This window comes from Cyclobacteriaceae bacterium (genome assembly GCA_025808415.1).
Classification (GTDB): Bacteria; Bacteroidota; Bacteroidia; order Cytophagales; family Cyclobacteriaceae; genus UBA2336.
Window position 1 is genome coordinate 1,070,875 of sequence record CP075525.1, and the last position, 25,028, is coordinate 1,095,902.

Here is a 25,028-nt window from a genome sequence, read left to right on the forward strand (position 1 = left end):
TAAATAAACTTGCTGACACTACGGGCGACACGGTCGCCCGCCATTAAACAAACCTGGTGTTGGCAGCTGGGCATATTAAACCATCCATCCTCCACTGCACCATTTAATTACTTGACCATATTTATCCATTTCAATATGGTATGTTTTACCATGCCATCGATGTACTTCAATGATTGTCACAATAATTTGATTTTCATCGTTGCTGAAAGGAGCTATTAAAAAAACTCTAGGATAACTTCCTTTCCCATTTTTTTTGTGTTTAAATCTCTTGTCACCTGTGGCGTCAATAACTTTTATTTTAGAATTCTTTGAACTCATTGAAATGTATTCACTCCATTTTTCAATATTTATATTCTCTAGACATCTCGGGAAACTGAATAGTTGTTCTACTGTCTCAATTTTTGAATAAAATGTAGCACGTTTTTTTAAGGGGTGTTCTGTCAATATATTATTTCTGTAATAGTCAAATGCTTTTTGCTCATAGGATATAATCTGTTGTCCAAAAGTGTTAATCGAAACTGTAAACAGAAACACTATTGTTAGAAATTTCATATGCCTTGCTGCCAACGTGTTGGGTTTGTTTAGTGGCGGATAAATCCAACGGATTTGTCCGCCTACACGAATATAAATAAACTTGCTGACACTACGGGCGACTGTGTCGCCCGCCATTAAACAAACCCGGTGTTGGCGGTTTGTGCCGTTTTAGTAGGCTTGTATTAAAACGTCTGTCGGAATATTTAATTTTTCATGAAGCTGTCTAATCATGTCCAACGATAGTTTTCTTTTTTTGTTTAGTATTTCACTTGCTCTACTCTTAAGTCCAACGACTTTCGCTAAATCTGTCTGAGTATAACCAAGTTGTTCCATTCTGAATTTTATCGCTTCAATTGGGTCTGGTAGGTCAATTGGGAAATGTTCATTTTCGTATTGGTCAATTAAAATACCCAATATCTCAAGTTCGTCTCCTTCCTTTGTTCCTTTTTTTGCGTCAAAGATTAGCTCAAGTCTGTCCAATGCTTGTTGGTAGTCCTTTTTAGTTTTTATTGGTTTTAAGTTCATAGTCGTCAAATTTTATTCGCATCAATTCTGTCATATTCTTTATGAGTCCCGACAAATCGAATCCACATCATTTGATAATGGAAATTAATCTTAACAATTAGTCGGTAGTTGTTCCCCTTTATGTTGAAAACTACTCTATTGTCCCCAAGAATACTTGCTGTTGGATACTCCTTTTTGATTTCATTGGTATTTTTCCACTCACTCTTTTCAGCTTCTCGATACCAAGATTTAAGTTGTTGTTCACAGTCCGAATGTTTAGTCCAAAACTCTCGGAGTACCTTTTTAGCAATTACTCTCAAGTATTAATCTTTTGTCAAAGGTACGCAAAAGTTCCCGTATTGGGAAATGTTATTTTACGTATTTTTCTTGATTTTTGGACGTTCTGGAGGCATAACCGCCAACGTTTTGTGTTTATTTAGTTGCGGGAGTAGGAGGGCTTAAAAATGGAACGCAGTGGAATGTTAAGCCCGACTTGCTCCGCAACTGTCCGCCTACAGCGGACTAAATTAAGAAACCAAAACTTGATAGCCAACACCGAACCCCGCAATTAAATAAACACGGTGTTGCCGGCTGGGCTGATTCTCACGACTATTTATTTTCAGTTTTGTTAATAAAATTCTCAACTTCTCTAAAATAGTTGTCGCTATCATCCCAAAAGGAAAAGTGTCCACCATTAGGACAAATAAAAATATAGCTATCAGGAATTACTTTTTTCATCTGAAAGAGTTCATGTTTGTCTACAAAATCACGGTCCCCACCAATTAATAGTGTTGGTTCTTTGATAGATTGTAGTCTATCGTATATGTCCCAAGATGAATAATTAGTAATGTAAAATCTTCTATTATTCTTTCTTGAATTAACCATTGGTTCAGGTATTGGTTGTATTGTACGAAGGTATCTTCTTTCGAAATCGAGGTCAATTTTTTTTAATGTCGATGTATCAGAAACTTGTTTGCCTGATTCAAGTTGTTTAATAATTTCTTGCCCTGAGGCGTATCCTTTGGCTATTTCATTCCAAAGTTTTACTCGTGAGTTAATTAAATTTGGTGTACTGTATCCCTTATTGGAGATGATTAGCCCCTTTACATTGTTAGGGTATTTAATTGCATATTCCATTGCTAAGGCACCACCCCAAGAGTGGCCTAGAATGTAGAATTCATTTAATTCAAGGTCAATTCTTAGTTGTTCAACTTCATTTACAAATCTGTCAATGTTATATAAACTACTATCAGTTGGTTTGTCTGAATTGTTAGACCCTAGTTGGTCGTAATAGATGAGTTGATATTTTTTTAAATCTAATTTATCGCGGAAAATTTCGAAGCAATGATGGTTATTACCAGAACCATGGATTAAAAGAATAATAATTTTCCCATCGCCAACCCTTTTCGTCCAAATTTTGTATCCCTCTTTTAAGTCTATGTATTTAACTCCTTTTTTATCTTGGTCTTGATTTTCAGTATTATCTAATTGCTGTCCCTTTGTCACAAAAGAGAAAATCGTGATTACTATAGTTAATAATAGTTTCATATTTTTTTCAGACAGCCTTGCCGGCAACGTTTGTGTTTGTGTATTGGCGGTTAAAGAAAGTGAAATTATCCGCCTACACCAAGCTGAATTTATAGAAAATAATGACTTAGGACACAGTCGCCCGCCATTACACAAACACGTTGTTGCATGCTGGGCGGATTCAGTCCGACCGTTATTTGTAGACAAATCTAAGTCGTTACGTTACAGTCAAAATTCATAACCGACTCCAAATCCCAAGTCTGAATTTAGGTCAGGACGGAATCCGTCCAATGTAACAACTCCTAATTCTTTGGTTTAAGCTCTCCGAGTACAAGTGTTTTGTAAAGAAATAAATTCAAAGTCGTTAGGTTCTCTAAATTCCAAATTCTCTTAGTTAGTCAAATTCAATTCCTTTAGTCTGATATTTAGTGATTCCTTTTTAGTTTGTGAGTCTTTTTGGTTTAGAAGTCTTTTCAAGTCCTAAGTTGATTTCTAGTCTTGTTAGTTCAAAATTTTTTCAAGACTCTGAGTCTTCCGCATTTCCTTTGTCAAACCGTAAAAAAATTCGCGCTTCGCGCGAATCCTAATGAAATTTTACGGGTCGGTCGCCACCTCTCTTAAACTAATTCCTAATTTTCAATAATGTCAAAATCCAAATAATGAGACGAGTCTTTGTCAGTTTACAAAATCAACTGTTTTTTTAATTTAAATCTTTGTAGTTAAGACGTTGTATTATCGTTTGGGAATTCTTTGTCCACGCCTTGCATGCAACGTTTTGGGTTTGTTTAGTGGCGGATAAATCCAAAGGATTTGTCCGCCTACACGAATATAAGTAAACTTGTTTACACTACGGGCGACACGGTCGCCCGCCATTAAACAAACCTGGTGTTGTGGCTCGTGCCTTCACCTCACTTTATAAATGTAATACAATACATAAAAATCGCTATCAAGAAAAATATTATCTGAGTCTTGTGGGCAGCCCAAGTTATGTCACCAAGAATTCTGGATTCAGCTCTTAGTCTTTCAAATTTCTCTTTCATTGATTCAATGTTCTTAAAATCAGTTTGGTTAATGAAGTCAATTTTTTTAATGACATTATTTTTAAAGGTTTCATAGTATGAATACTTTGAAGTATCACTTATTCCGCTATTAATTAGTCTTTCCTTGTCCTCGATTTTGTCTTCTTCTACGTTCTTTTTCTGTGATAGGAGTCTTTTTCTAGTGAGACTTAAGTGTCGTGAAATTCTAAAATCTGTTAGCCGACTTAAAATTGATACGAATCCTATAGCTATTGAGATAAAGAGAGTAATTAATGTTGAAAAATAAAGGACAAGCGGCCAGTGTATTTCTCCATCCCAATAGAACTGTAAGTCAGGAAATTTGTCCCTGATTGACACCAAATAACCTAAAAAGCCTATGGTTATAGTTGTGAATAAATTTATAGAATATCCAAATTGTTCTAACGCCTGAGCAGTCCAAAAACTATGCCTTTTAGAGTATTCATTTTTTTTATATAATAATTCAGCTTCTGTCATAAGTTATTTTCTTGTTATAGTCACATCCTCATTGGTGCTCTCCTGAATGCAGGAACTGCATGTAACGATGTATTGGAGTGTTGATGTCATTTTTTTAAAATCTCCGGTATAGAATAATTCGTCAAGAGCTAGATATCCTTCATCTCCTTGCAGCAAAATTAGCTCTATTTCAAGTCCTGATTGTAAGTCGAGATCGTGCCCGTATGTGTGTTGATATGTCTGTCCATTAATTTTAAAGGATGTACCGGCTTCAACTGTAAAATTTCCATTTAATGATTTTACAATATTGAACTCCCCAGAATATGAAGGACTTGTAAACTTCCATTGCCCTGTTATGTCTGTGTAGGTTTTTTCGCCTTCTCCATTATCACAGGATATTAGGATTAATAATAGTAGAAAAGTTCGATTAATTTTTACAGTCAAAATTTTCATAATCTTGTAGTTAGGTTAATTATTATTTTAGGCATGAGCCACAACGTTTTGTGTTTATGACGGCTGCGGCTTTCGAAGCGCGTCTTTGTCCCACGTGGCCGAAACGAATTTAAGAAAACTAAACTTCATAACAACACGTCACCCGCAGCTGGCATAAACACGGTGTTGTGGGCTGTTGGGCTTTCACTAATCTATTTTCCAATTATTTCTTACTTGGTCAAGTTTCGGTATCAAACACGATTTTGAGTCGTTGTCCGAAGACACGAATATTTTAATCAGGTCTCCCTGCTTTTTGTTGTTAAGTACTGTATAGTCACTCGTGAATGATTCACCAAGAATACTTTGTCCCCGTGCTGTTTTGTATTGGTAATGAACTGTCACACCTTGACCAATACCAGAAATAGGAAGTCCGTTTTTAGGTGTCATTGAAACAATCTCTGCTTCCTTTATTTCTCCGTGTTTGTAGAGATTTATCGCACCACGAACTCTCAAGTACAATAGTCCTAACAATGTCAGTCCTATAATTAGGAATGGAATTAATATTTTAAAAAGTATGTCAAACGGAAATTCAAATGGGTCGAGTCCAACGATTATTGAAGTGTCGGCTAGGTACTTTACTTCTATTGTGTCCCCGATGTTCATTCGATTAATCCTGTCTGGGTCAAGAGTCCTGTATTGGTTTTCTATTTCTTTGTTGTCCCCGTTGTACTTGTAACTAATAATTGAAGGGTGTTCATTGTTAATTGTAATGTTACTTTGCGTTTCAATGTCAGTTATTGTTGCTGTCGTCAGCTTTCCGTTTTTGTTCACGCTGTCATAGTCCACGTTAGGTAAGTCAGAATCGATAAGCGTAGTCACAAGTAAAAATATTGCACCAATGGCAAAAGGAATTAATGTAAATATTAGTCCAACAGTAAAATGAAGTCGTTTTTGTTTAAGTAAATCAAGGATTGTCTTAAGTCCGACTTGTCTTGGTTCTCTTATCATTTACTTTTTTGTTTTGTCGTCATTGTCCACGGAGCCAGCCCAATTGCCCACAACGTTTTGTGTTTATGACGGCTGCGGTTTTCGAAGCCGCCTTTGTCCCCCGTGGGTGAACGAAGTTAATAAAACCGAACTACATAGCAACTCATCACCCGCAGCTGGCATAAACACGGTGTTGTGGCCAGTTGGGTCTTTAATTAAAAATTCTCAATTCTTTGTCTTACCCAGTTTATCATCCCAAGATAGGCAGGAAAGAACTCCATATATTCAAATAAGTCGTGGTCGTCACCAGATGGTATTGCGAGTGGTTGTCTATAGAAATTACTAAAGACTTTTGTCTGCAAATGATTTGGATTAATTAATTGTTCATTCAATTCATCTGAATAGAATTTAAATCTATTATTTATAAAATCTCTAAGTTTTTCATTTGTCATTGTTATCTGATATTCACGTGCTTGGTTGAAAATATGTGTAAACAAGTCATCGGAAACTTTGTCATATTTTAAAGGAAATTTTTCTTGATAGCCTTGTAACACTATTAGGGTATTAAATATGATAACTTCAAATTTTCCCTTGTCACTTAAATCCTTATAGGCCTTTTTCAACTCGACAATTCCACCTTTAGCAATCATGAAAAGTTTATAACCATCAGATAAGTTGTTTAGCTTATCTGCTAATTTCGCGAATGAATCTCTGGCGAATTTGTCTTGTAGATAAAAATATATTTTAATGGCATCTTCTTTAGTAACCGATGTTTTGTCATTTCTGAGAATTGAACCTACAACTTCATGTAAATCTTTGTCGTCTGACAAATAGTAAATAGCACACGCATACAGGTAAGTTTGTTTAACCGATTCCTTTGTATATTTAAATTCAAGTAAATCTCTAACGTGTTGAACTTCTGTATTAAGCTGCGCGTCACCATTTGGAAATAATTCCTTGAAGAGTTTATTCATTTGCTCTTCTTGTTTTCTTTGTTCTGGTGATTTTAGAAAGTCAAAGAGACCCATAAAAATATTTGGCGTTTTGATTTGACAATTGACTGAATCTTTTGAACCGGTCTTGTTTGAATACTAAACTAATATGCTCCACGTAAAAAGGGTGAATCACTGTTACTGCCACTAATTACTTTTTTCAGATTTGTACCATCAAGTCTACAACTGTAAATATGAACAATCGTATTATTTTCCGCTACATTAAAGAAAACAGTTTGACCATCTGGAGACAACCTTACCTCTGTCGGTGTAAGCATTCTAATTCCTGTTGGTAAAGTTATGTTAATTTTATTGTATTCTGTTCCATCATAGTTGGCAATCCAAATTTCAGCATCCGTAGAGTAGGTTCTGCAAACAATAATTTTGTTCAGTTGACTAATCTCAGTCATTGTTGGAGATGCGTCTGCGCTTTCAGAGCAACTCAATTGAACCAGGCTCAATGAAAATGAGAATATGAACAAGGCCGCTGAAGCTAGTAGCAATCGTCTCATAGTTTTGTGGATTTTGTTAGTGCTTATAATTTTTTGTTAAAAGAATTACATCGGAATTATCTCCAAATTCAATTTCATTTAATTCCTTTAGTTCAATGAGACCCTTCTGAATCTCAGAGGGTGGAATATCACTTAAGGATTTCAACAAGTAGTCACGGTGTATTGAATTCGACTCTCCTAAGCTCTCTGAAAAGGAGTGCGCTTCCTTTACACTATGTTTAATTCTCGAAATTATCTCTTTAGTTGTCATGAAGTCTTGATTTGAATATTTGAGTAATTACTTAATATTTTTCGATTTATTTATGATGTGATTTTGTCTTATTGTCCAACCCATTGTCTCGGTGTCTAAACCCAATTGGCCACAACGTTTGAGTTTATGACGGCTGCGGCTTTCGAAGCGCGTCTTTGTCCCACGTGGCTGAACGAATTTAAGAAAACTAAACTTGATACCTACACCAAACCAGCAGCTGGCATAAACTTTTTGTTAGCGGCTGGCTTTCTTCTCAGTCATTAATTCCTTTACGATTCGTCTTGAGTAATTTCGGAGTCCACTCTTAATATAAAGCAGTCCCAAATATATTACTAGTCCGAAAACTGTCCATCCAGTAATTACAAGCAATAATACTTTTAAGTCACCCCACGCAATTAAGAAACAAGCTATTGTCCACAGTGTGAAAAACCCGAAGTAGAAAACAAGTACGTAGGGAAAAATACCGTCTTGTGGTAATATTTTGCACTTAACTGTCACCGTGTTATTTTCAGAATCAGAAAGGTCAAAGGTTATTCGTCCGTGTGCCTTGAATGGATTCAGTACAGTTGGTATTCTTAATATCTCAAGTCGATTGTCTTTTACTTTAATTTCTTTGAAGTCAATTTGGTCAGAGAAGATGAAGTCAGTCCAAGTCTGTTTTTGTTTCTGTTCTGAAAGGTCTGCAAGTATTCTCGAAGTAGAGTTTTCAACAGTCAATTCAAAATGTTCCGATATTTTGTCGTTCAGTCCCATTTATCATCGTGTTCTACTTTGTCGAGAAAGCTTGCCGCTAACGTTTTGTGTTTATTTAGTTGCGGGAGTAGGAGGGCTTAAAAATGGAACGCAGTGGAATGTTAAGCCCGACTTGCTCCGCAACTGTCCGCCTACAGCGGACTAAATTAAGAAACCAAAACTTGATAGCCAACACCGAACCCCGCAATTAAATAAACACGGTGTTGCCGGCTGGGCTGATTCTCACGACTATTTATTTTCAGTTTTGTTAATAAAATTCTCAACTTCTCTAAAATAGTTGTCGCTATCATCCCAAAAGGAAAAGTGTCCACCATTAGGACAAATAAAAATATAGCTATCAGGAATTACTTTTTTCATCTGAAAGAGTTCATGTTTGTCTACAAAATCACGGTCCCCACCAATTAATAGTGTTGGTTCTTTGATAGATTGTAGTCTATCGTATATGTCCCAAGATGAATAATTAGTAATGTAAAATCTTCTATTATTCTTTCTTGAATTAACCATTGGTTCAGGTATTGGTTGTATTGTACGAAGGTATCTTCTTTCGAAATCGAGGTCAATTTTTTTTAATGTCGATGTATCAGAAACTTGTTTGCCTGATTCAAGTTGTTTAATAATTTCTTGCCCTGAGGCGTATCCTTTGGCTATTTCATTCCAAAGTTTTACTCGTGAGTTAATTAAATTTGGTGTACTGTATCCCTTATTGGAGATGATTAGCCCCTTTACATTGTTAGGGTATTTAATTGCATATTCCATTGCTAAGGCACCACCCCAAGAGTGGCCTAGAATGTAGAATTCATTTAATTCAAGGTCAATTCTTAGTTGTTCAACTTCATTTACAAATCTGTCAATGTTATATAAACTACTATCAGTTGGTTTGTCTGAATTGTTAGACCCTAGTTGGTCGTAATAGATGAGTTGATATTTTTTTAAATCTAATTTATCGCGGAAAATTTCGAAGCAATGATGGTTATTACCAGAACCATGGATTAAAAGAATAATAATTTTCCCATCGCCAACCCTTTTCGTCCAAATTTTGTATCCCTCTTTTAAGTCTATGTATTTAACTCCTTTTTTATCTTGGTCTTGATTTTCAGTATTATCTAATTGCTGTCCCTTTGTCACAAAAGAGAAAATCGTGATTACTATAGTTAATAATAGTTTCATATTTTTTTCAGACAGCCTTGCCGGCAACGTGTTGGGTTTGTTTAGTGGCGGATAAATCCAACGGATTTGTCCGCCTACACGAATATAAATAAACTTGCTGACACTACGGGCGACTGTGTCGCCCGCCATTAAACAAACCCGGTGTTGGCGGTTTGTGCCGTTTTAGTAGGCTTGTATTAAAACGTCTGTCGGAATATTTAATTTTTCATGAAGCTGTCTAATCATGTCCAACGATAGTTTTCTTTTTTTGTTTAGTATTTCACTTGCTCTACTCTTAAGTCCAACGACTTTCGCTAAATCTGTCTGAGTATAACCAAGTTGTTCCATTCTGAATTTTATCGCTTCAATTGGGTCTGGTAGGTCAATTGGGAAATGTTCATTTTCGTATTGGTCAATTAAAATACCCAATATCTCAAGTTCGTCTCCTTCCTTTGTTCCTTTTTTTGCGTCAAAGATTAGCTCAAGTCTGTCCAATGCTTGTTGGTAGTCCTTTTTAGTTTTTATTGGTTTTAAGTTCATAGTCGTCAAATTTTATTCGCATCAATTCTGTCATATTCTTTATGAGTCCCGACAAATCGAATCCACATCATTTGATAATGGAAATTAATCTTAACAATTAGTCGGTAGTTGTTCCCCTTTATGTTGAAAACTACTCTATTGTCCCCAAGAATACTTGCTGTTGGATACTCCTTTTTGATTTCATTGGTATTTTTCCACTCACTCTTTTCAGCTTCTCGATACCAAGATTTAAGTTGTTGTTCACAGTCCGAATGTTTAGTCCAAAACTCTCGGAGTACCTTTTTAGCAATTACTCTCAAGTATTAATCTTTTGTCAAAGGTACGCAAAAGTTCCCGTATTGGGAAATGTTATTTTACGTATTTTTCTTGATTTTTGGACGTTCTGGAGGCATAACCGCCAACGTTTGTGTTTCTGCAGTGGTGCCTTTTCGAAGCCGCGTCCTGTCCCACGAAACCAAACGTTGAACGAAGATAAAACTTAATACCAACTCGTCACGGCACCATTGCAGAAACATTTTGTTAGCGGCTGGGCAAATTCACCTAAACTTAATTCCTTGTCCTTCCAATTTGTCCGCTCCAATTAAAACACCAAACGTGTTAATTTTTCTCACTGCCATTTTATTGATTTGGTATTTGAGCTTACGTCCAGTTTGTTCAACTTCTTTCCAGTCCCACTTATTTACTCGTCCCATCTCTTTGTTATTGGTCTCCCAAGTCAATGCTCTTTTTTCACTTTGATGTCCAATGTGTGACCGATTTAACTCATTATTCTTTAGTCCGCCAAAGTATAACTGAATTAGTCCCCAGCCGTCAGTCGAGTAACGAAACGTGTGCCCATTACAGTGTTTAGGGTCTAAGTCTACTTTTCTAAAATTCAAGTCCCCCTTAAATCTCGGTGTCCATAGTTGAAATGTAGTGGCGAATTGTCCACCGCTTTCTAAATCGAATTTTAAATTTATGTCGTCAGTCGTTTTGTATTCATTTATCTCTTGTCCAAATGCGGAGTCACAGTCAAATATTTGTAAATCTGTCTCGCGAAAAATGAAATTAAGTATTTCTATTTTGTCGCTTTTGTCTGCATAAAAGTCGTAAGTCATGTCACTCGATATTTGCCTTGCCGCTAACGTTTGGGTTTATGCATTGAATATATTTCATCTTTGGCATTAGGTCAAATTTTATCCCTAAAAAGCCTATTTCCAGTTAAATTTATTGGATATTTTTTTTGTATAACTCTGTTACTGGTCATTACTCCGCAACTGTTTTGTGGCGGCTAAATGGTCCAATGGGCTCATTACTTTGTCCAGACCAAAGCGGGTAACCTGGGCATAAATTTCTGTTGTTTTAGGGGAATCATGCCCAAGCAATACTTGGATATACCGGGTTGAGGTACCCGATTCCAGCAAATGCGTAGCAAACGAATGCCTTAACATATGAAGCCTGACGTTTTTACGTATTCCGGCTTTGTAGGAAGCTTTTTTGAGTACTTGCTGTAAACTGGCCGCACTGTATTGCTTACCGGTGGCACCTTCAAACAACCAGAATTTTGGTTTATATTCTGCCAGGTATTGTTCAACAAGTGGCATAAGGCTCTGGGCCATCACAGTATGCCTGTCTTTTCGGCCTTTACCTCCGCGCACCAACACAGCATTGCGATGAAAATCAATGTCGCCTATCCGTAAGTTAAGTAACTCGCTGCGCCTTAATCCCGAGGCATATAGTATTGCGAGCATACAACGATGCTTAAGGTTTGCGGCAGCGTCAAAAATGGCCATCACTTCTTCCTGGCTTAGTACTTCAGGAAGTTTCTTTTCCTTCATCGGGCGTTCCAGGTCGTAAACTTTACGGTCTTGCTTTAGTATTTTCTCATAGTAAAACTTAATGGCATTAATGGCCTGGTTTTGTGTGGAAACGCTAAGCTTTTTGTTTTCAATCAGGTGCATCATGTAATGCTGTATTTCTTCTTCCCCTAACACCTCCGGATGGCTATTTGGGAAAAATTGCATGAACAATTTGAACTGCTCGGTATATGTTTTAATAGTCGATGGGCTGTAGTTCTTGAATTTTAGTTTCTTACGGATTTGTTCAAGAATACTATTGTGGATTTCTGAATATGATTGTTGATTGGCAATCGGCTCAATAAGTTTTGGTGAAAGCGGCATTTCTTCGTGCACAGGTTCTTTATCGGGTTGCGTACGTTCAACTTTGTTTTTTTCGATTTGTGTTTTCTTGACCGCAGTGTAATCGAGCCAAACTTTTCCTTTTAACCCATCATAAATCATACCCCATGCATCTTTTGTCTCTTGCAAGTACCAACAGGTATGTGTGGCACTGTATTTTATGCCCGGAATTTTCTTAACATGGTTGATGATCTCCTGGTTTTTAGGAAAAAAAAGTGCCAGGCAGTTCATATCGCGATGGCGAATCCTTTTCACCGTAATTGTTTTAGCCAACATAGCCTTTTGGTTTTGGGATTAAAGCATGACGAATATAGCGAAAGGAAACCATTAGGGCGGTAACCATGATTTTTTTAGTATCTTAAAACACCAAAACCCACCATGTATGCAGGCCAACATTTTAACAGAAATATTTTTACCGGTAGCCCTGGGCATTATCATGCTCGGCATGGGGCTGTCGCTTACGCTGGATGATTTTAAACGCATAGCACTGTTTCCGAAGGCAACATTTGTTGGGCTTGTCAGTCAATTGGTTGTGCTGCCTGTTATTGCCTTTGGTATGCTCAAGCTAATAAGCCTGCCGCCCGAATTGGCCGTGGGTGTTATGCTGTTGGCGTTTTGTCCGGGTGGTGCTACATCAAACCTGCTATCAAATTTGGCGCGGGCCGATGTTGCTTTGTCGATTACGTTAACGGCTATATCCAGTATGGTAACAGTATTTACGATACCCTTTTTTGTTAATCTTTCGATGGAACATTTTATTGGGGAAGGAAAATATGTGGAATTGCCGGTACTAAAAACGATGTTACAGATTGTAGTGATTACCATCATACCGGTATCGATTGGTATGTTGTTGAGGTGGAAATCACCAAAAGCCTCAAAGCGTGCCGAAAAGCCGGTGAAAATCGCATCGGCACTTTTTATAACCATAATTATCTTAGGTGCAATCCTTAAAGAGCGGGCAAACCTGGCTGATTTTTTTGCCCAGGTAGGTGTCATCACATTGCTCATCAACCTGGTCATCCTAACGGTTGCGTATGGCATTAGTAAGTTGTTAAACCTTAGTCACCCCCAGCGTTCGGCTATTGCCATCGAATCGGGCATTCAAAACGGCACCCTGGCTATTGCGATAGCCACCAGCAGCATGTTGCTGAATAATTCGCAGATGTCTATTCCGGCTGCTATCTATTCGCTTATTATGTTTGTTACCGGTGGAATAGCGGTGTATTTTTTCAGCCGTACGTTTATGTTTGATAAAGCCTGAAGATTACTTTGGCAATCAATTTGGTGGTTATACAAATGAAACCTTTTTAGTTAAGCCTAAAGAACAGGTATTTTTTGCTCCCGGGCCGCATGGCCCCGCATGTTCATCCAACGCAGTGCCCAATCCCTGCCTGTACTGTCGTTTCGGCAGGCAGGCGCACATTCCCCTGCCAGACCAAAGATTGGCCAAGGCGTTGTCTGAACATGCTGAAAAAAATAAAGATAGCGAACTATAATTGGCAGAATTCCGGACTATCGTAAAAGAAAAAGGCTTAAAGCGTAACGCTAAAAGCCTTTCGGTCTTACGTCTTACTACTTATGTCAGGCTACTACTTTGCGTAAGCAACAGAACGCATTTCACGTATAACAGTAACTTTAATTTGGCCAGGATACTGCATATCGCGTTCAATTTTTTGTGAGATGTCAAAGCTCAACTGGCTGGCGCGGTCGTCTGTAACTTTTTCGGCATCCAGGATTACGCGCAACTCACGTCCGGCTTGTATGGCATAGCATTTCTCCACCCCATCAAAGCTGCTGGCCAGTTCTTCCAGTTCGCGCAGGCGTTTTATGTATTGTTCCATTACCTCGCGCCTTGCACCGGGTCTCGCGCCACTCAGTGCATCGCAAGCCTGTACAATGGGCGAAACCGGATTGGTCATTTCAATTTCATCGTGGTGGGCGCCAATGGCGTTGCACACTATGGGGTGTTCTTTGTACTTCTGCGCCAGTTCCATGCCGGCAATGGCGTGGGGCTTTTCCAATTCTTCGGGCCATACTTTTCCAATGTCGTGCAACAATCCGGCACGCTTGGCTTGCTTCACGTTTAAACCAAGTTCGGCCGCCATAATGGCGCACAGGTTGGCTACCTCGCGCGAGTGTTGCAACAGGTTTTGTCCGTATGACGAACGGAAGCGCATACGGCCCACCATGCGCACCAGTTCGGGGTGAAGGCCATGTATGCCCAAATCAATTACGGTACGTTCGCCTGTTTCAACAATTTCGTCTTCAATGTTTTTAGTGGTTTTGGCCACGATTTCTTCAATGCGCGCAGGGTGGATGCGGCCATCCTGCACCAACCGGTGCAACGATAAACGGGCTATTTCCCTGCGCACCGGGTCAAATCCGGAGATGATAATAGCCTCGGGTGTATCGTCAACAATAATTTCAACGCCTGTAGCGGCTTCCAGCGCGCGTATGTTGCGCCCTTCGCGGCCGATTATTTTCCCTTTGATGTCATCGCTTTCGATATTGAATACCGAGACACAATTTTCAATGGCATGTTCGGTGGCGGTACGCTGTATGGTTTCAATTACAATCTTACGGGCTTCTTTGGTAGCCGTAAGCTTGGCCTGTTCCATAATGTCTTTTATGTACGATGATGCCTTTGTTTGGGCCTCATCTTTCAAAGAAGCTATTAGCTGTTCGCGTGCTTCATCGGCTGTTAGCTTTGAAATGTTTTCGAGTATTTCAATTTTTTGTTCGTTAAAACGATCAAGCTCTTCTTTGCGCTTTTTCACCAGTTCAAGCTGGTGTGCCAGGTTTTGCTGGGTTTCGGTAAGGTCGGCTTCTTTGCGTTTTGCCTGTTCCAATTCGCGGTTTACCTGCTGTTCGCGTTGTTTGATTTTCTGTTCGTTGGAGATGATCTGGTTTTTTTTGCGGTTGGCTTCTTCCTCAAACTCGGATTTCATTTTGAGGATTTTCTCTTTCGCTTCCAGGATTTTGTCCTTCTTCAGGTTTTCGGCTGCTATTTCGGCCTCTTTTAAAATGAGCTTTGCCTTGTCATCAACTTCTTTTTGGCGCCTGCTGTATTTGCGTTTGTACAGCAAGGTGCCGAACCCAAGGCCTACCACAATGGCGCCAAGCGCGCTTGCGGAAATGATTATGGCTAATTCAGACATACGTAGTGTTGTTAAGGGTTTATAAAACCCGAAAGACTACACAGTATGGAAGGATTTTAGGAGTGTTAAAGGATGGACTGCGAAACGAGGTAATTCAGTTGATTTACTTTCTCAAATACGGTTTGGTCAATTTCCTGATGGTTTTCTTCGGTTTTCATTTTTTCAACCAGGCTGTCAAAAGCCACCATGGCCAGTAAATCTTGCTTATCGTCAATTCCGAACTGTTCCCTGTAAGATTTTATCTTTTCATTGATGAGACGGCTTGCGGTCCTTACCCTTTCTTCTTCGTGAGCCTTTACCTTCATCGGGTAATCACGGTCCGCAATTTTAATCCGTATTGATAATTCCTCCATTTAAACGTTCTTACAGTTAACTACCGGCTTAGGTACGCAATACACTTATCAATTTCCTGTATATAATCGTCCACTTTCCTTTTCAGCTCCGAAACACTTCCGTCTTCCGGACTAATGTTATCCACAATTTTAGAGATTTTAATTTGATTTTTAAAATTGGCCAGTTGCTCATCGCGGCTGTGGATGCCCGCTTTAAGCTCCTGGTTTTCAGTTTTTAACGATGTAATTTCCGCCTTGAGTTTCTTGTGCTCGTTTACCAACACTAAAATCTTGCGTTCCAGACCGTTGAGGTTGGATTTTAGAAGTTCCTGGTTCATGAATTAAGGTTTTCAGGTTTCCGGTTCCTACCGCAGCGCAGCTCGCCTGCGGAAGAACGTTTTTTTATTTTCTAATTACCGCGCCCAACGTTTGCTCAAAAGCCGTTATCAGGCGCTGCATGGTTGAATCGATCTCCTCATCCGTAAGGGTCTTGGCTTCATCCTGTAAGGTAAAGCCCAATGCATAAGCTTTTTTTCCTTCCGGGATTTTATCTCCCTCGTACACATCAAATGTAATGATTTCCCGTATCAGTCGCTTCTCGGTTGCCTGCACAAGCTTTTGTACTTCTTCAAAGCTCACGTTCCTGTCCAGCACAAGCGACAAATCTCTCCGCACTTCGGGGTATTTTGCTACCTCCTTCACTACTAACTTAGGGTTTGAACTAGTGAAAAGCAAGTTTGTATCCAGCTCGCCATAAAATATATCTTGCTTTATGCCGAAATCTTTCTGTAAAGCAGCTTTTACTTTTCCGAATTTACCGAGCGGCTTATTGTTGAGCGTGAGTTGCACGGCATAGTCGAACAACGGATCGGCAACCTGTTGTTGTTTTACGGCAACACCTACCTTTTGGATAAGTTGGTAGACGAATTGGGCCATATCATAAAATGATACGCTGGCAGTTTTGTGTTGCCAGTTTTCTGTTTCGGTGTTGCCGCTGATGTAGAGCGCAAGCCTTTCTTGTTCGTGGTAGTGGCCGGTGTTTTTAAAATAAACCTTTCCGAATTCAAACAATTTAAGGTCTTTTTGCTTGCGGTTTATGTTGTATGCACATACTTCAAGACCGGTAAACAGCATCGTTTGGCGCAATATGCCTTGTTCTTCGCTAAGCTTGTTGAGGATATGCACCGGCTCACCTTCAAAGGTAAACTTGTGTTTGGCCTGCCAGGCTTCATTGGTTAATGAGTTGGTCCAGATTTCGTAAAAGCCGTTGTTTACCAACAGGCTGCCTAACGTGTTTTTGAATTTATTGATGTCGTTGGATGGGAATTCGGCTATGTAATCCGATCCGGCATATTCTTTTAATTCGATGTTATTAAACCCGTAAATGCGAAGGATCTCTTCAATAACATCGGCCTCCTGTGTTACGTCAACACGGTAAGGCGGAACGGATACAGTATAGTGCCCATCTGCAGATTCGGTGACCTCAATATCAAGCCTGTTTAAAATGGCTATGGCTTCCTGGCGCGGAATGGCTTTGCCAATTAGCCGGTTCACGTTTTTATCTTTTACCAGTATGGTTTTGTTTTTGATTTTGTTGGGGTAAATATCTACGATGTCGGATGAGATTTCGCCCCCGGCAATTTCTTTTATTAGTAACGCTGCACGCTTAAGCGCGTACACGGTTATGTTCGGATCGGTACCACGCTCAAAACGGAACGATGCATCGGTTTTTAAACCATGGTGCATGGATGTTCTGCGGACGTAATCGGCCGAGAAATGGGCGCTTTCTAAAAAGATATTTTTTGTTTTTTCCGTTATGCCTGATTTGGCGCCACCAAACACACCTGCCATACACATTCCTGCCTGCGGGCCTTCTCCTGCATTGCAGATCATCAAATCAGTGGCGAGCAGTTTTCTTTCCTTGCCATCAAGGGTAACAAAAGGTGTGTTGTGCGGCAATGTTTTTACAATCACTTTGTTGCCGGTAATTTCATCTGCATCAAAAGCATGCAGCGGTTGGCCGGTTTCGTGTAAAACATAGTTAGTAATGTCAACGATGTTGTTAATGGGTGTGAGACCAATGGTTTGCAGCCGGGCTTTTAACCATGCAGGCGATTCAGCCACGGTAATGCCGGTGAGTGTAATGCCAGAATAGCGCGGGCACGCCTGCGGGTTTTCTACCGATACTGCAAGGGGTAGTTTATGGTTATCGGTTTTAAAGGAATCGACTGATGGCCAGTTGAGTTCACGGTTAAGCGCGGCTTTAATGTCGCGGGCCACGCCAAGGTGCGAAGCGGCATCGGCACGGTTAGGTGTTAACCCGATTTCAATAGCATAGTCGGATTGGATGTAATAATATTCTGATGCCGGTGTTCCGTTGGGTAGTTTCGTATCCAACACAATAATACCTTCGTGGTTATCGCCCAACCCCATTTCATCTTCTGCACAGATCATCCCTTCGGATTGCTCACCTCTGATTTTGGTTGATTTAATGGTGAAGGGATCACCTTTGAAAGGAAACAGGGTTGTTCCCGGAATAGCCACCACTACTTTTTGGCCTGCCTTTACATTCGAAGCTCCGCACACAATGGGCAAAACTTTATCTCCACCAACATGAACCGTGGTAACAGAAAGTTTATCGGCATTGGGATGTTTAGTACATGTAAGCACCTCGCCAATTACTAAACCGGCCAAACCTCCTTTAACGGTTGAAAATGGTTCAATGTATTCAACCTCCAGTCCGGTGCCGGTTAATACTTGCCCGATTTCTTCGGGCGATTCGTGGATATTGATGTACTCTTTGAGCCAGTTGTAGGAGATGGTCATTACTTAAAAGCGGTTAATCGGCAAAAGTAAGAAAAGGAGGGGAAACCTCACGCCCATCCTCTCTGATCCGGGGATTCAATTTGATTTATAGTTTTTTTCGCCTGCGTAAATAGGTATCGTCAACAAATTTTCAGTTGGTGGAAGCGGGCATGAATATTTATCGTTGTATGCGCAGTAGGGATTGTAGGCTTCATTAAAATCAAGTATAACGGTACTTAGTCCGCGTGGTTTTTTTACATCGAGATACCGGCCTGCACCATACGTTTCGCGGGCGCTCGTTTCATCGCCAAAAGCGAGGAAAAGTGTTCCCTTGTAGGGGCCCATGTCAATAATTTCCAAAATCAATAGGCGTTGCTCTTTTCCGTCTAGTTTAAATTCGGCATAAGCATATTCCATGTAGCGTTTGGTTTTACCATCGCTTGTAGGAAGCTCCACCATTTTTTTGTTTTCAACGGCTATGAGTCGGGCCTTAACCTGATATTTTTTGTCGGGGGCAAACCAATTGAGCCCTTTATAGGCAGCGAAATTATCGGCAAAGGGAGAGTCGGATGCGGTGCGCATGAAGCGATCTTTCTCCTCGCGCTGTTTCTGAATTTTGGTAATGTAAGAGGTATCATCTTGCCCTATAAAGGAATAGATCAGGGTAATGGCAGCAACAACAATGGCAATCATGATAATTATTTTAGTTCTGTTCATACAGAAAAATTATGGATAGCTAGTTTATGGGACACTAAACACTAATTCACGAAAGTAAGAGTTTTGCTGATTTAAAATTTGCTCCCGGGCCGCATGGCCCCGTGTACTCATCCAGCGCTGCGCCCAATCCCCGCATGCCCCTGCCAGTCCGAAGATTGGCTGATGTGCAGTCTGAGTACACTGAAAAAACTTTATTTTACCAACATTTGATTTGTGAAGGGATTGCGGAGTGACAAAAATTAACCCAAAAAATTCATTAGACTTTTTTGCACAAGGTGCTGACGATTGAAAATGAAGCAGTTGAAAGTTGGTTCTAAGAGTAAGTCTTCCTTCATTTTCAATGTCAGGGTTAATCCTGACAATCCTGACGGTTCGCTGTCAGGATTCGTCATATATTTATGTCTGAACTAATTTATAATGACAATTCCCGGATTAATTACGACTTACAACAATCCTTCATCGGCAAAACTATAGTAGTTTTTTCCGGCAACTATCAGGTGGTCGAGCAGTTGAATTTCCAAAAGCTTACCGGCTTCTTTTAGTTTTTTGGTGAGGTCAATATCCTGCTGGCTGGGTGTAAGGTTTCCGGAAGGATGATTGTGGGCAACGATGATGCCGCTGGCCAGTTCTTCCAAGGCCACTTTGAATATTATTTTAGGATCGGCCACGGTGCCGTGAACTCCGCCCAGGCTTATCTTCTGTTTTTTGATTATACGATGGGCTCGGTTCATCATCACTATCCAGAATTCTTCGTGCGGTATATCCATCAGGTCGCCTTTTAACGCTTCGAAGGCATCTTGTGAAGAAGAAATTTTTGGTCGTTCCTGTGTGCTTACTTCTTTTCGCCTGCGGCCTAACTCAAGTGCGCTCACAATGGTAATGGCTTTGGCTTCGCCAATTCCTTTTATCTTCATCAGGTCCTTTACCGAGAGCCTGGCTAATGCGTCCAGGTTGTTATCTACGTTTTTTAAAATGTTCTTGGCCACATCAACGGCACTCATGGAGGCGGTGCCCGTTCCCAGCAAGATGGCGATCAATTCAGTGTCGGAAAGGGCAGCAGTTCCTTTCAGCAATAGTTTTTCACGGGGCCTGTCTTCGGCTGCCCATTTTTTGATGTTCAAAAAGCCGGTCTTTTCATCCTTCATTTGCCTAAAATAAAGAATGGCAACTTATAGAAAAAAGAAACCCTGGCGTTGCTGCCAGGGTTTCGGGGTGTTATTAAAAGGCTGATTAAGCCAACTTGTTAACGTATTTAGTAAGGCTTGACTTTTGGTTAGCGGCCTTTTTCCAATGAATGATGTTTTTCTTCGCCAGTTTATCAATCAGGGCCGAAACCTCCTTTAAAAGGGCTTCTGCCTCGGACTTAACAGTAGTTGTGCGCAATTTTTTGATGAATGTGCGGGTTGTCTTATGCTGGTAGCGGTTCCTTACACGCTTAGCCTCATTGGCCCGTATCCTTTTCTCTGCTGATTTGTGGTTTGCCATATCTTATGACCTTACTTTTTAAGGACTGCAAAGGTAATTGTATTCATCTTATTTGCAAAGGGCGTCTTCAATGAATTCTGCTGAAAAGCCTTGAAAAGTGAGCGTTTTGAGCTGAATTGGATATTTTTTTTCAATTTAAGGTAATGAACAGATGGATTATTGGTTTAATCATGCTTATCAGCCTGTTTCTTCTGGCAGGGTGGGGTTTTCATGCCCATAGGCAGATTAACCGGTTGGCTGTTTTTACCCTTCCGCCTGAAATGATAGGATTTTATAAAGCCAACATAGGCTATATAACCGAAGCTTCTGTAAATGCCGACCGCAGACGCTTTGCCGTGGTGGATGAGGCCCCGCGCCACTACATCGATATTGACCACTTTGGCGACAGCGCCATTTATACCATGCCCCGCTACTGGAAGGAAGCCGTAGAACAGTATGGCGAGGATACCCTGAAAGCATACGGTATTTTACCGTGGCACATCAATGTGATATACTACCGCCTAAAAGATGCTTTTCTGGTAAGAGACCCGGCAAGGATTTTAAGCCTTTCGGCTGATCTTGGTCATTACCTTGCCGATGCCCACGTGCCCTTGCATACCACCGAAAATTACAACGGGCAATTAACCGGGCAGGAGGGAATACATGCCTTTTGGGAATCGCGCTTGCCTGAATTGTTTTCGGCCGAGTATGATTTTTTTGCAGGTAAGGCAGCCTACATCGAAAATCCGCAACTCGAAGCCTGGAAAATTATTGAAACAACCCACCAGCATTTGAAAGAAGTGTTCGCGGTTGAACGCCAACTTACTTTTGAAATGGGTGAAAAGAAGTACTCGTTTGAAAGTCGTGGCAAACAAACGATAAAGGTTTATTCATACGAGTTTTCAAAAGCCTATCACGATGCATTAAAGGGTATAGTAGAACGGCAAATGCGCGCTTCCTTAAAATCGATTGGTGATTTCTGGTATTCGGCCTGGGTGGATGCCGGACAACCGGATATGAAATCCCTGATCAACTACAAGCCTACTGAGGCTGAACTTGCCCAACGCAGAAAGGAAATGGAAGAGTGGAAACAGCACCAGCACCAGGTACATACCCGCAAGCATGAAACCGAACCGGATCACTAGAGGCCTTCGGCAAGCCGATTTACCAAAGTGTAGGATGATTTTTGAGATGACTTGCAGTGCGACCCAAAGAAAATTAGACAAAGTGGCCTGGCCATCAGCAATTATATACAGCAAAGTACTTGATATTCTGTGGGAAAATTCAATAATTCGGTAAACCAAATCCATTAGCTATGAATGTTTTCTCCAATCCCAATCAGCTCCATATCAATTACGGATTAAAGATAGCCGGAGGGCTTATCGCTTATTTTTTGATTATGAAGTTTGCCGGGTTACTCAACATTGTTGAGTTGCGGCTGTTGAATGTGGTTATCCTGGTGGGTGGTATTTACATGGCCCTTAAAAAATTCCAGCATACCCATGGCGAACACATCAATTACTTCAGGGCGCTGGTTACGGGTGTGGCTACCGGTGCCATTGCTTCACTGGCTTTTGCGGCATTCCTTTTCATTTATGTTACGTTTATTGATGTTCCCTTTATGCAATACATCATCGACCACGAGCCTATGGGACGCTTCCTTAATCCATATATCGTTTCGTTTATCGTTGCCCTTGAGGGTGTTTTTTCCGGTTTGCTCGTAACCTTTGTGTTGATTAACTACATTAATACCGATGAACCTAACGAAGGCTAATCGTTAAGAATTGATTATAAACTACAAACCTGTCGGCTTACCCGGCAGGTTTTTTTAATTTTAGGCACTTATATTAACGTTATGCGCTATTCTCAAATCAACAACCAGCTTTTTGTGCAAAACCGTAAACGGTTGGTGAAGGAACTAAAACCCGCTTCGGTAGCTGTGTTTAATGCCAACGATATTATGCCCACCAATGCCGATGGCACGATGCGTTTCCGTCAGAATAGTGATTTGTTTTACCTTACCGGGGTAGACCAAGAAGAAACTATTTTGGTGATATGCCCGAATTACCCGGATAAGAAACTTCGTGAGGTGTTGTTTTTGCGCGAAACTAACGAGCAGATTGCCACCTGGGAAGGTCATAAACTAACCAAAGCGGAAGCGCATGAAGTAACAGGCATAGAAACCATTCTTTGGACATCCGATTTTCACCGCGTGTTCAACACCATGATGGTGATGGGAGGTGTGGAAAACGTGTATTTAAATACCAATGAACATTACCGGGCAGAAGTACGTGTGGAGAGCCGCGACTCGCGCTTTATCAAAGCGTGTAAGGAACGTTATCCATTGCATAAGTATGAACGTGTTGCACCCATCATGTCTGCCTTGCGGGCAGTGAAATCGAAATACGAAATTGAATTGATGCAAAAGGCTTGTGATATAACGGAGAAGTCTTTTCGCAGGGTGTTGAAATTTGTGAAGCCTGGCGTGAAGGAATATGAAATTGAAGCCGAATTTATTCATGAATTTATCCGCAACGGTTCAAGAGGGTTCGCTTATGAACCCATCATCGCCTCGGGTGCCAATGCCTGCGTGCTCCATTACATTGAAAATACCAGTATCTGTAAAGCCGGTGAGGTAATTTTATTAGATGTGGGAGCCGAATACGCAAACTACAATGCCGATATGACGCGGGTGATACCGGTAAGTGGTAAATTCACCAAACGACAAAAGGATGTTTACAATGCCGTGCTCCGCGTAAAGCGTGCGGCTTATAAATTACTTCGACCGGGCACCATGTATTTTGATTATCATAAAGAAGTGCAGAAGGTAATGGAAGGGGAGTTGTTGAAACTAAAACTTATTGATAAGACTGATATTAAAAATCAACATCCTGATAAACCGGTGGTGATGAAGTATTTTATGCATGGTACCGGTCATCATTTGGGGTTGGATGTGCACGATACCGGAAATATGTTTGCGAAAATGAAGGAGGGAATGGTATGGACCGTAGAACCCGGCATTTATATTAAAGAAGAAGTTCTTGGCATCCGCCTGGAAAATAATGTTGTGATTACCAAAACCGGGCTTCAGGATTTGATGAAAAATATTCCCATTGAAGCTGAGGAGATAGAAGACCTCATGAATTCAAAGTAATGGACATGAAACGAAAATTCTCAGCAGCTTTTCTTCTAATAACTTTTGTTGCTGTACTCGCACAAGCGCACGAATTCTGGATGCAACCTGATAAATTCAGGTTTGCCATAGGTGAAACTGCGAAGATCAATTTTATGGTGGGTGAGAATTTTGTAGGCGAGCGATGGAATTTAACTAAGCACCGCTTGCTACGGTTGGATCATCATGCGGGTTCCTATAGTGAGGGCCTTATTGAAAGCGTAAACCCGGGAGAAGGAAATAACCTGGAGATTAAATTCACTAAAGAAGGAACCCATTTATTTGTGATGCAAAGCAATAACGCCTTCATTGAACTGGAAGGAGAAAAATTCAATGCTTATCTTGAAGAAGATGGTGTGGAGGATGTGTTGGCTTTCCGTAGGAAAAATAATTTAATGCATAAACCTGCCAAAGAGTATTATGCCCGGTGTGCAAAACTTCTGCTACAGACCGGAACTAAAACAGATGATACTTTTAAAAAGCAAGTTGGTCTGCCGTTAGAAATTGTACCCGTAAAGAATCCATATGCTGTTAAGCAAGGCGATGACATTACTTTTCAGGTATGGTTTGAAGGCAAGCCACTTCCTTTTACGATGGTTAAAGTCTGGAACAGAAAAGATGGCACTACCTTTATGCAAAATACCTATACTCAAAAAGACGGCACCATAACAACACGGCTAAGCAATTCAGGTGCATGGATGGTAAGTTGTGTGAAGATGGTTCCCGCAAAGGAGGAAGGAGCCGATTGGCAGAGCTATTGGGGGAGTTTGGTATTTGGATTTTAAAAGCCAGGTATTCAATGATGGTATTCGTCTTTTTTGTGAGTTAGTGATTTAGTGTTTTTGTGGCTTAACGACATGGAATTTTTCTTGCCACGAAATCACAAAGTCACTAAAGAGTAAAATTGTGTCCGACCAAACTTTTAAAAATCATGAGTCAATCTATCAACTCCGATAAAGCACCCGAACCTGTTGGTCTTTATCCACACGCACGCAAAGTTGGCGGCCTGCTTTTTTTATCGGGGGTAGGGCCACGCAAAAAAGGGTCAAAAGAAATCCCAGGCGTTACGTTAGATGCCGCAGGCAACATCGTTGCCTATGATATAGCCGAACAGTGCCATTCCGTTTTTCAGAATGTTCGGTATATCCTGGAAGCCTCTGGTTCGCAGTGGGAAAACCTGGTGGATGTAACGGTATTTCTTACCAACATGAAAGCGGACTTTGCCACCTTCAACCGGATCTATGCGGAGTACTTTAAGGAGAACCAGCCTTGCCGCACCACGGTGGAGGTAAACGCATTGCCTACCCCAATTGCCATAGAGCTAAAATGCATAGCCACAATTTCTGCAGGCTAGGGCCTTCATTGGCCTGTTTTATTGGGGGCTAATGGACGATTTCAACCGTTTGTCTGCACCGGTTCGAAACCTTTCCCCGAAAATCCTGTTATTAGTCATAAATTAAACAACAACCCCACTGTTGTATGAAACTAGCAGGTAATAATTTTCGAGAATTC

General features: G+C 40.5%; 28 protein-coding genes. 6 read left to right on the forward strand and 22 right to left on the reverse strand.

Going from position 1 to position 25,028, the window contains the following annotated elements; translation table 11 throughout:
- Window positions 1-75 precede the first annotated feature (75 nt).
- The 15 genes from KIT51_04935 to KIT51_05005 all read right to left on the reverse strand — a co-directional run bounded on the left by KIT51_04935 (window position 76) and on the right by KIT51_05005 (window position 12,123).
- A complete protein-coding gene (locus tag KIT51_04935) occupies window positions 76-669 on the reverse strand; it encodes a hypothetical protein (GenBank protein UYN87608.1) in 594 nt (197 codons plus the stop codon).
- Window positions 670-702: 33 nt separating this feature from the next.
- The gene (locus tag KIT51_04940) at window positions 703-1,059 is read right to left on the reverse strand and encodes a helix-turn-helix domain-containing protein (GenBank protein ID UYN87609.1); all 357 of its coding nucleotides are present in this window, start codon (window positions 1,057-1,059) and stop codon (window positions 703-705) included.
- 5 nt (window positions 1,060-1,064) lie between these two features.
- Window positions 1,065-1,358 (reverse strand): type II toxin-antitoxin system HigB family toxin, encoded by a 294-nt coding sequence (locus KIT51_04945; protein UYN87610.1) that lies wholly within the window; start codon window positions 1,356-1,358, stop codon window positions 1,065-1,067.
- 289 nt (window positions 1,359-1,647) lie between these two features.
- Complete coding sequence (locus tag KIT51_04950; GenBank protein UYN87611.1) at window positions 1,648-2,586, reverse strand: proline iminopeptidase-family hydrolase; 939 nt, start codon at window positions 2,584-2,586, stop codon at window positions 1,648-1,650.
- Between the two features lie 887 nt (window positions 2,587-3,473).
- Window positions 3,474-4,100: a hypothetical protein gene (locus KIT51_04955; GenBank protein UYN87612.1), complete on the reverse strand. Its 627-nt coding sequence runs from the start codon at window positions 4,098-4,100 to the stop codon at window positions 3,474-3,476.
- Window positions 4,101-4,103: 3 nt separating this feature from the next.
- Window positions 4,104-4,532: a hypothetical protein gene (locus KIT51_04960; GenBank protein ID UYN87613.1), complete on the reverse strand. Its 429-nt coding sequence runs from the start codon at window positions 4,530-4,532 to the stop codon at window positions 4,104-4,106.
- A gap of 186 nt (window positions 4,533-4,718) precedes the next feature.
- Window positions 4,719-5,519, reverse strand: a complete 801-nt coding sequence (locus tag KIT51_04965) for a hypothetical protein (protein UYN87614.1) — start codon at window positions 5,517-5,519, stop codon at window positions 4,719-4,721.
- A 194-nt stretch (window positions 5,520-5,713) separates the two neighbouring features.
- Window positions 5,714-6,526, reverse strand: coding sequence for a hypothetical protein (locus tag KIT51_04970; GenBank protein UYN87615.1), 813 nt, complete (start codon window positions 6,524-6,526; stop codon window positions 5,714-5,716).
- A 68-nt stretch (window positions 6,527-6,594) separates the two neighbouring features.
- Complete coding sequence (locus KIT51_04975) at window positions 6,595-7,002, reverse strand: hypothetical protein (GenBank protein ID UYN87616.1); 408 nt, start codon at window positions 7,000-7,002, stop codon at window positions 6,595-6,597.
- 484 nt (window positions 7,003-7,486) lie between these two features.
- Window positions 7,487-8,005 carry a hypothetical protein gene (locus tag KIT51_04980; GenBank protein ID UYN87617.1) on the reverse strand — a complete coding sequence of 173 codons (519 nt, stop codon included), beginning with the start codon at window positions 8,003-8,005 and terminating at the stop codon, window positions 7,487-7,489.
- A gap of 228 nt (window positions 8,006-8,233) precedes the next feature.
- On the reverse strand, window positions 8,234-9,301 hold the full coding sequence (locus KIT51_04985; protein UYN87618.1) for a proline iminopeptidase-family hydrolase: 1,068 nt from the start codon (window positions 9,299-9,301) through the stop codon (window positions 8,234-8,236).
- A gap of 33 nt (window positions 9,302-9,334) precedes the next feature.
- Complete coding sequence (locus KIT51_04990) at window positions 9,335-9,691, reverse strand: helix-turn-helix domain-containing protein (protein UYN87619.1); 357 nt, start codon at window positions 9,689-9,691, stop codon at window positions 9,335-9,337.
- Between the two features lie 5 nt (window positions 9,692-9,696).
- A complete protein-coding gene (locus KIT51_04995) occupies window positions 9,697-9,990 on the reverse strand; it encodes a type II toxin-antitoxin system HigB family toxin (protein UYN87620.1) in 294 nt (97 codons plus the stop codon).
- 237 nt (window positions 9,991-10,227) lie between these two features.
- Window positions 10,228-10,788, reverse strand: coding sequence for a hypothetical protein (locus KIT51_05000; GenBank protein UYN87621.1), 561 nt, complete (start codon window positions 10,786-10,788; stop codon window positions 10,228-10,230).
- 138 nt (window positions 10,789-10,926) lie between these two features.
- A complete protein-coding gene (locus KIT51_05005; protein UYN87622.1) occupies window positions 10,927-12,123 on the reverse strand; it encodes a tyrosine-type recombinase/integrase in 1,197 nt (398 codons plus the stop codon).
- A gap of 127 nt (window positions 12,124-12,250) precedes the next feature.
- On the opposite strand from KIT51_05005, the gene KIT51_05010 reads away from it, so the two are divergent.
- Window positions 12,251-13,129 (forward strand): bile acid:sodium symporter family protein, encoded by an 879-nt coding sequence (locus tag KIT51_05010; protein UYN87623.1) that lies wholly within the window; start codon window positions 12,251-12,253, stop codon window positions 13,127-13,129.
- A gap of 328 nt (window positions 13,130-13,457) precedes the next feature.
- Here the strand turns inward: KIT51_05010 and rny are convergent, their stop codons facing one another.
- The 7 genes from rny to rpsT form a co-directional block, all read right to left on the reverse strand.
- On the reverse strand, window positions 13,458-15,026 hold the full coding sequence (gene rny, locus KIT51_05015) for a ribonuclease Y (GenBank protein ID UYN87624.1): 1,569 nt from the start codon (window positions 15,024-15,026) through the stop codon (window positions 13,458-13,460).
- Between the two features lie 65 nt (window positions 15,027-15,091).
- On the reverse strand, window positions 15,092-15,379 hold the full coding sequence (locus KIT51_05020; protein UYN87625.1) for a cell division protein ZapA: 288 nt from the start codon (window positions 15,377-15,379) through the stop codon (window positions 15,092-15,094).
- 20 nt (window positions 15,380-15,399) lie between these two features.
- Window positions 15,400-15,696, reverse strand: coding sequence for a hypothetical protein (locus tag KIT51_05025; protein ID UYN87626.1), 297 nt, complete (start codon window positions 15,694-15,696; stop codon window positions 15,400-15,402).
- A gap of 64 nt (window positions 15,697-15,760) precedes the next feature.
- Complete coding sequence (gene pheT / locus KIT51_05030; protein UYN87627.1) at window positions 15,761-18,184, reverse strand: phenylalanine--tRNA ligase subunit beta; 2,424 nt, start codon at window positions 18,182-18,184, stop codon at window positions 15,761-15,763.
- A gap of 75 nt (window positions 18,185-18,259) precedes the next feature.
- Complete coding sequence (locus KIT51_05035) at window positions 18,260-18,880, reverse strand: DUF1684 domain-containing protein (protein ID UYN87628.1); 621 nt, start codon at window positions 18,878-18,880, stop codon at window positions 18,260-18,262.
- A gap of 443 nt (window positions 18,881-19,323) precedes the next feature.
- Window positions 19,324-20,025: a DNA repair protein RadC gene (gene radC, locus KIT51_05040; GenBank protein ID UYN87629.1), complete on the reverse strand. Its 702-nt coding sequence runs from the start codon at window positions 20,023-20,025 to the stop codon at window positions 19,324-19,326.
- 85 nt (window positions 20,026-20,110) lie between these two features.
- Window positions 20,111-20,365, reverse strand: a complete 255-nt coding sequence (gene rpsT, locus KIT51_05045; GenBank protein UYN87630.1) for a 30S ribosomal protein S20 — start codon at window positions 20,363-20,365, stop codon at window positions 20,111-20,113.
- A gap of 170 nt (window positions 20,366-20,535) precedes the next feature.
- Here rpsT and KIT51_05050 point away from each other — a divergent pair, with 170 nt between their 5' ends.
- From KIT51_05050 to KIT51_05070, 5 genes are all read left to right on the forward strand, one after another.
- Window positions 20,536-21,489, forward strand: a complete 954-nt coding sequence (locus tag KIT51_05050; protein UYN88499.1) for a S1/P1 Nuclease — start codon at window positions 20,536-20,538, stop codon at window positions 21,487-21,489.
- A gap of 170 nt (window positions 21,490-21,659) precedes the next feature.
- Complete coding sequence (locus KIT51_05055) at window positions 21,660-22,118, forward strand: DUF4199 domain-containing protein (GenBank protein ID UYN87631.1); 459 nt, start codon at window positions 21,660-21,662, stop codon at window positions 22,116-22,118.
- 81 nt (window positions 22,119-22,199) lie between these two features.
- Window positions 22,200-23,498: an aminopeptidase P family protein gene (locus KIT51_05060; GenBank protein ID UYN87632.1), complete on the forward strand. Its 1,299-nt coding sequence runs from the start codon at window positions 22,200-22,202 to the stop codon at window positions 23,496-23,498.
- A 5-nt stretch (window positions 23,499-23,503) separates the two neighbouring features.
- Window positions 23,504-24,301: a DUF4198 domain-containing protein gene (locus KIT51_05065; protein ID UYN87633.1), complete on the forward strand. Its 798-nt coding sequence runs from the start codon at window positions 23,504-23,506 to the stop codon at window positions 24,299-24,301.
- A 146-nt stretch (window positions 24,302-24,447) separates the two neighbouring features.
- Window positions 24,448-24,870 carry a RidA family protein gene (locus KIT51_05070; GenBank protein UYN87634.1) on the forward strand — a complete coding sequence of 141 codons (423 nt, stop codon included), beginning with the start codon at window positions 24,448-24,450 and terminating at the stop codon, window positions 24,868-24,870.
- Window positions 24,871-25,028: the final 158 nt, after the last annotated feature.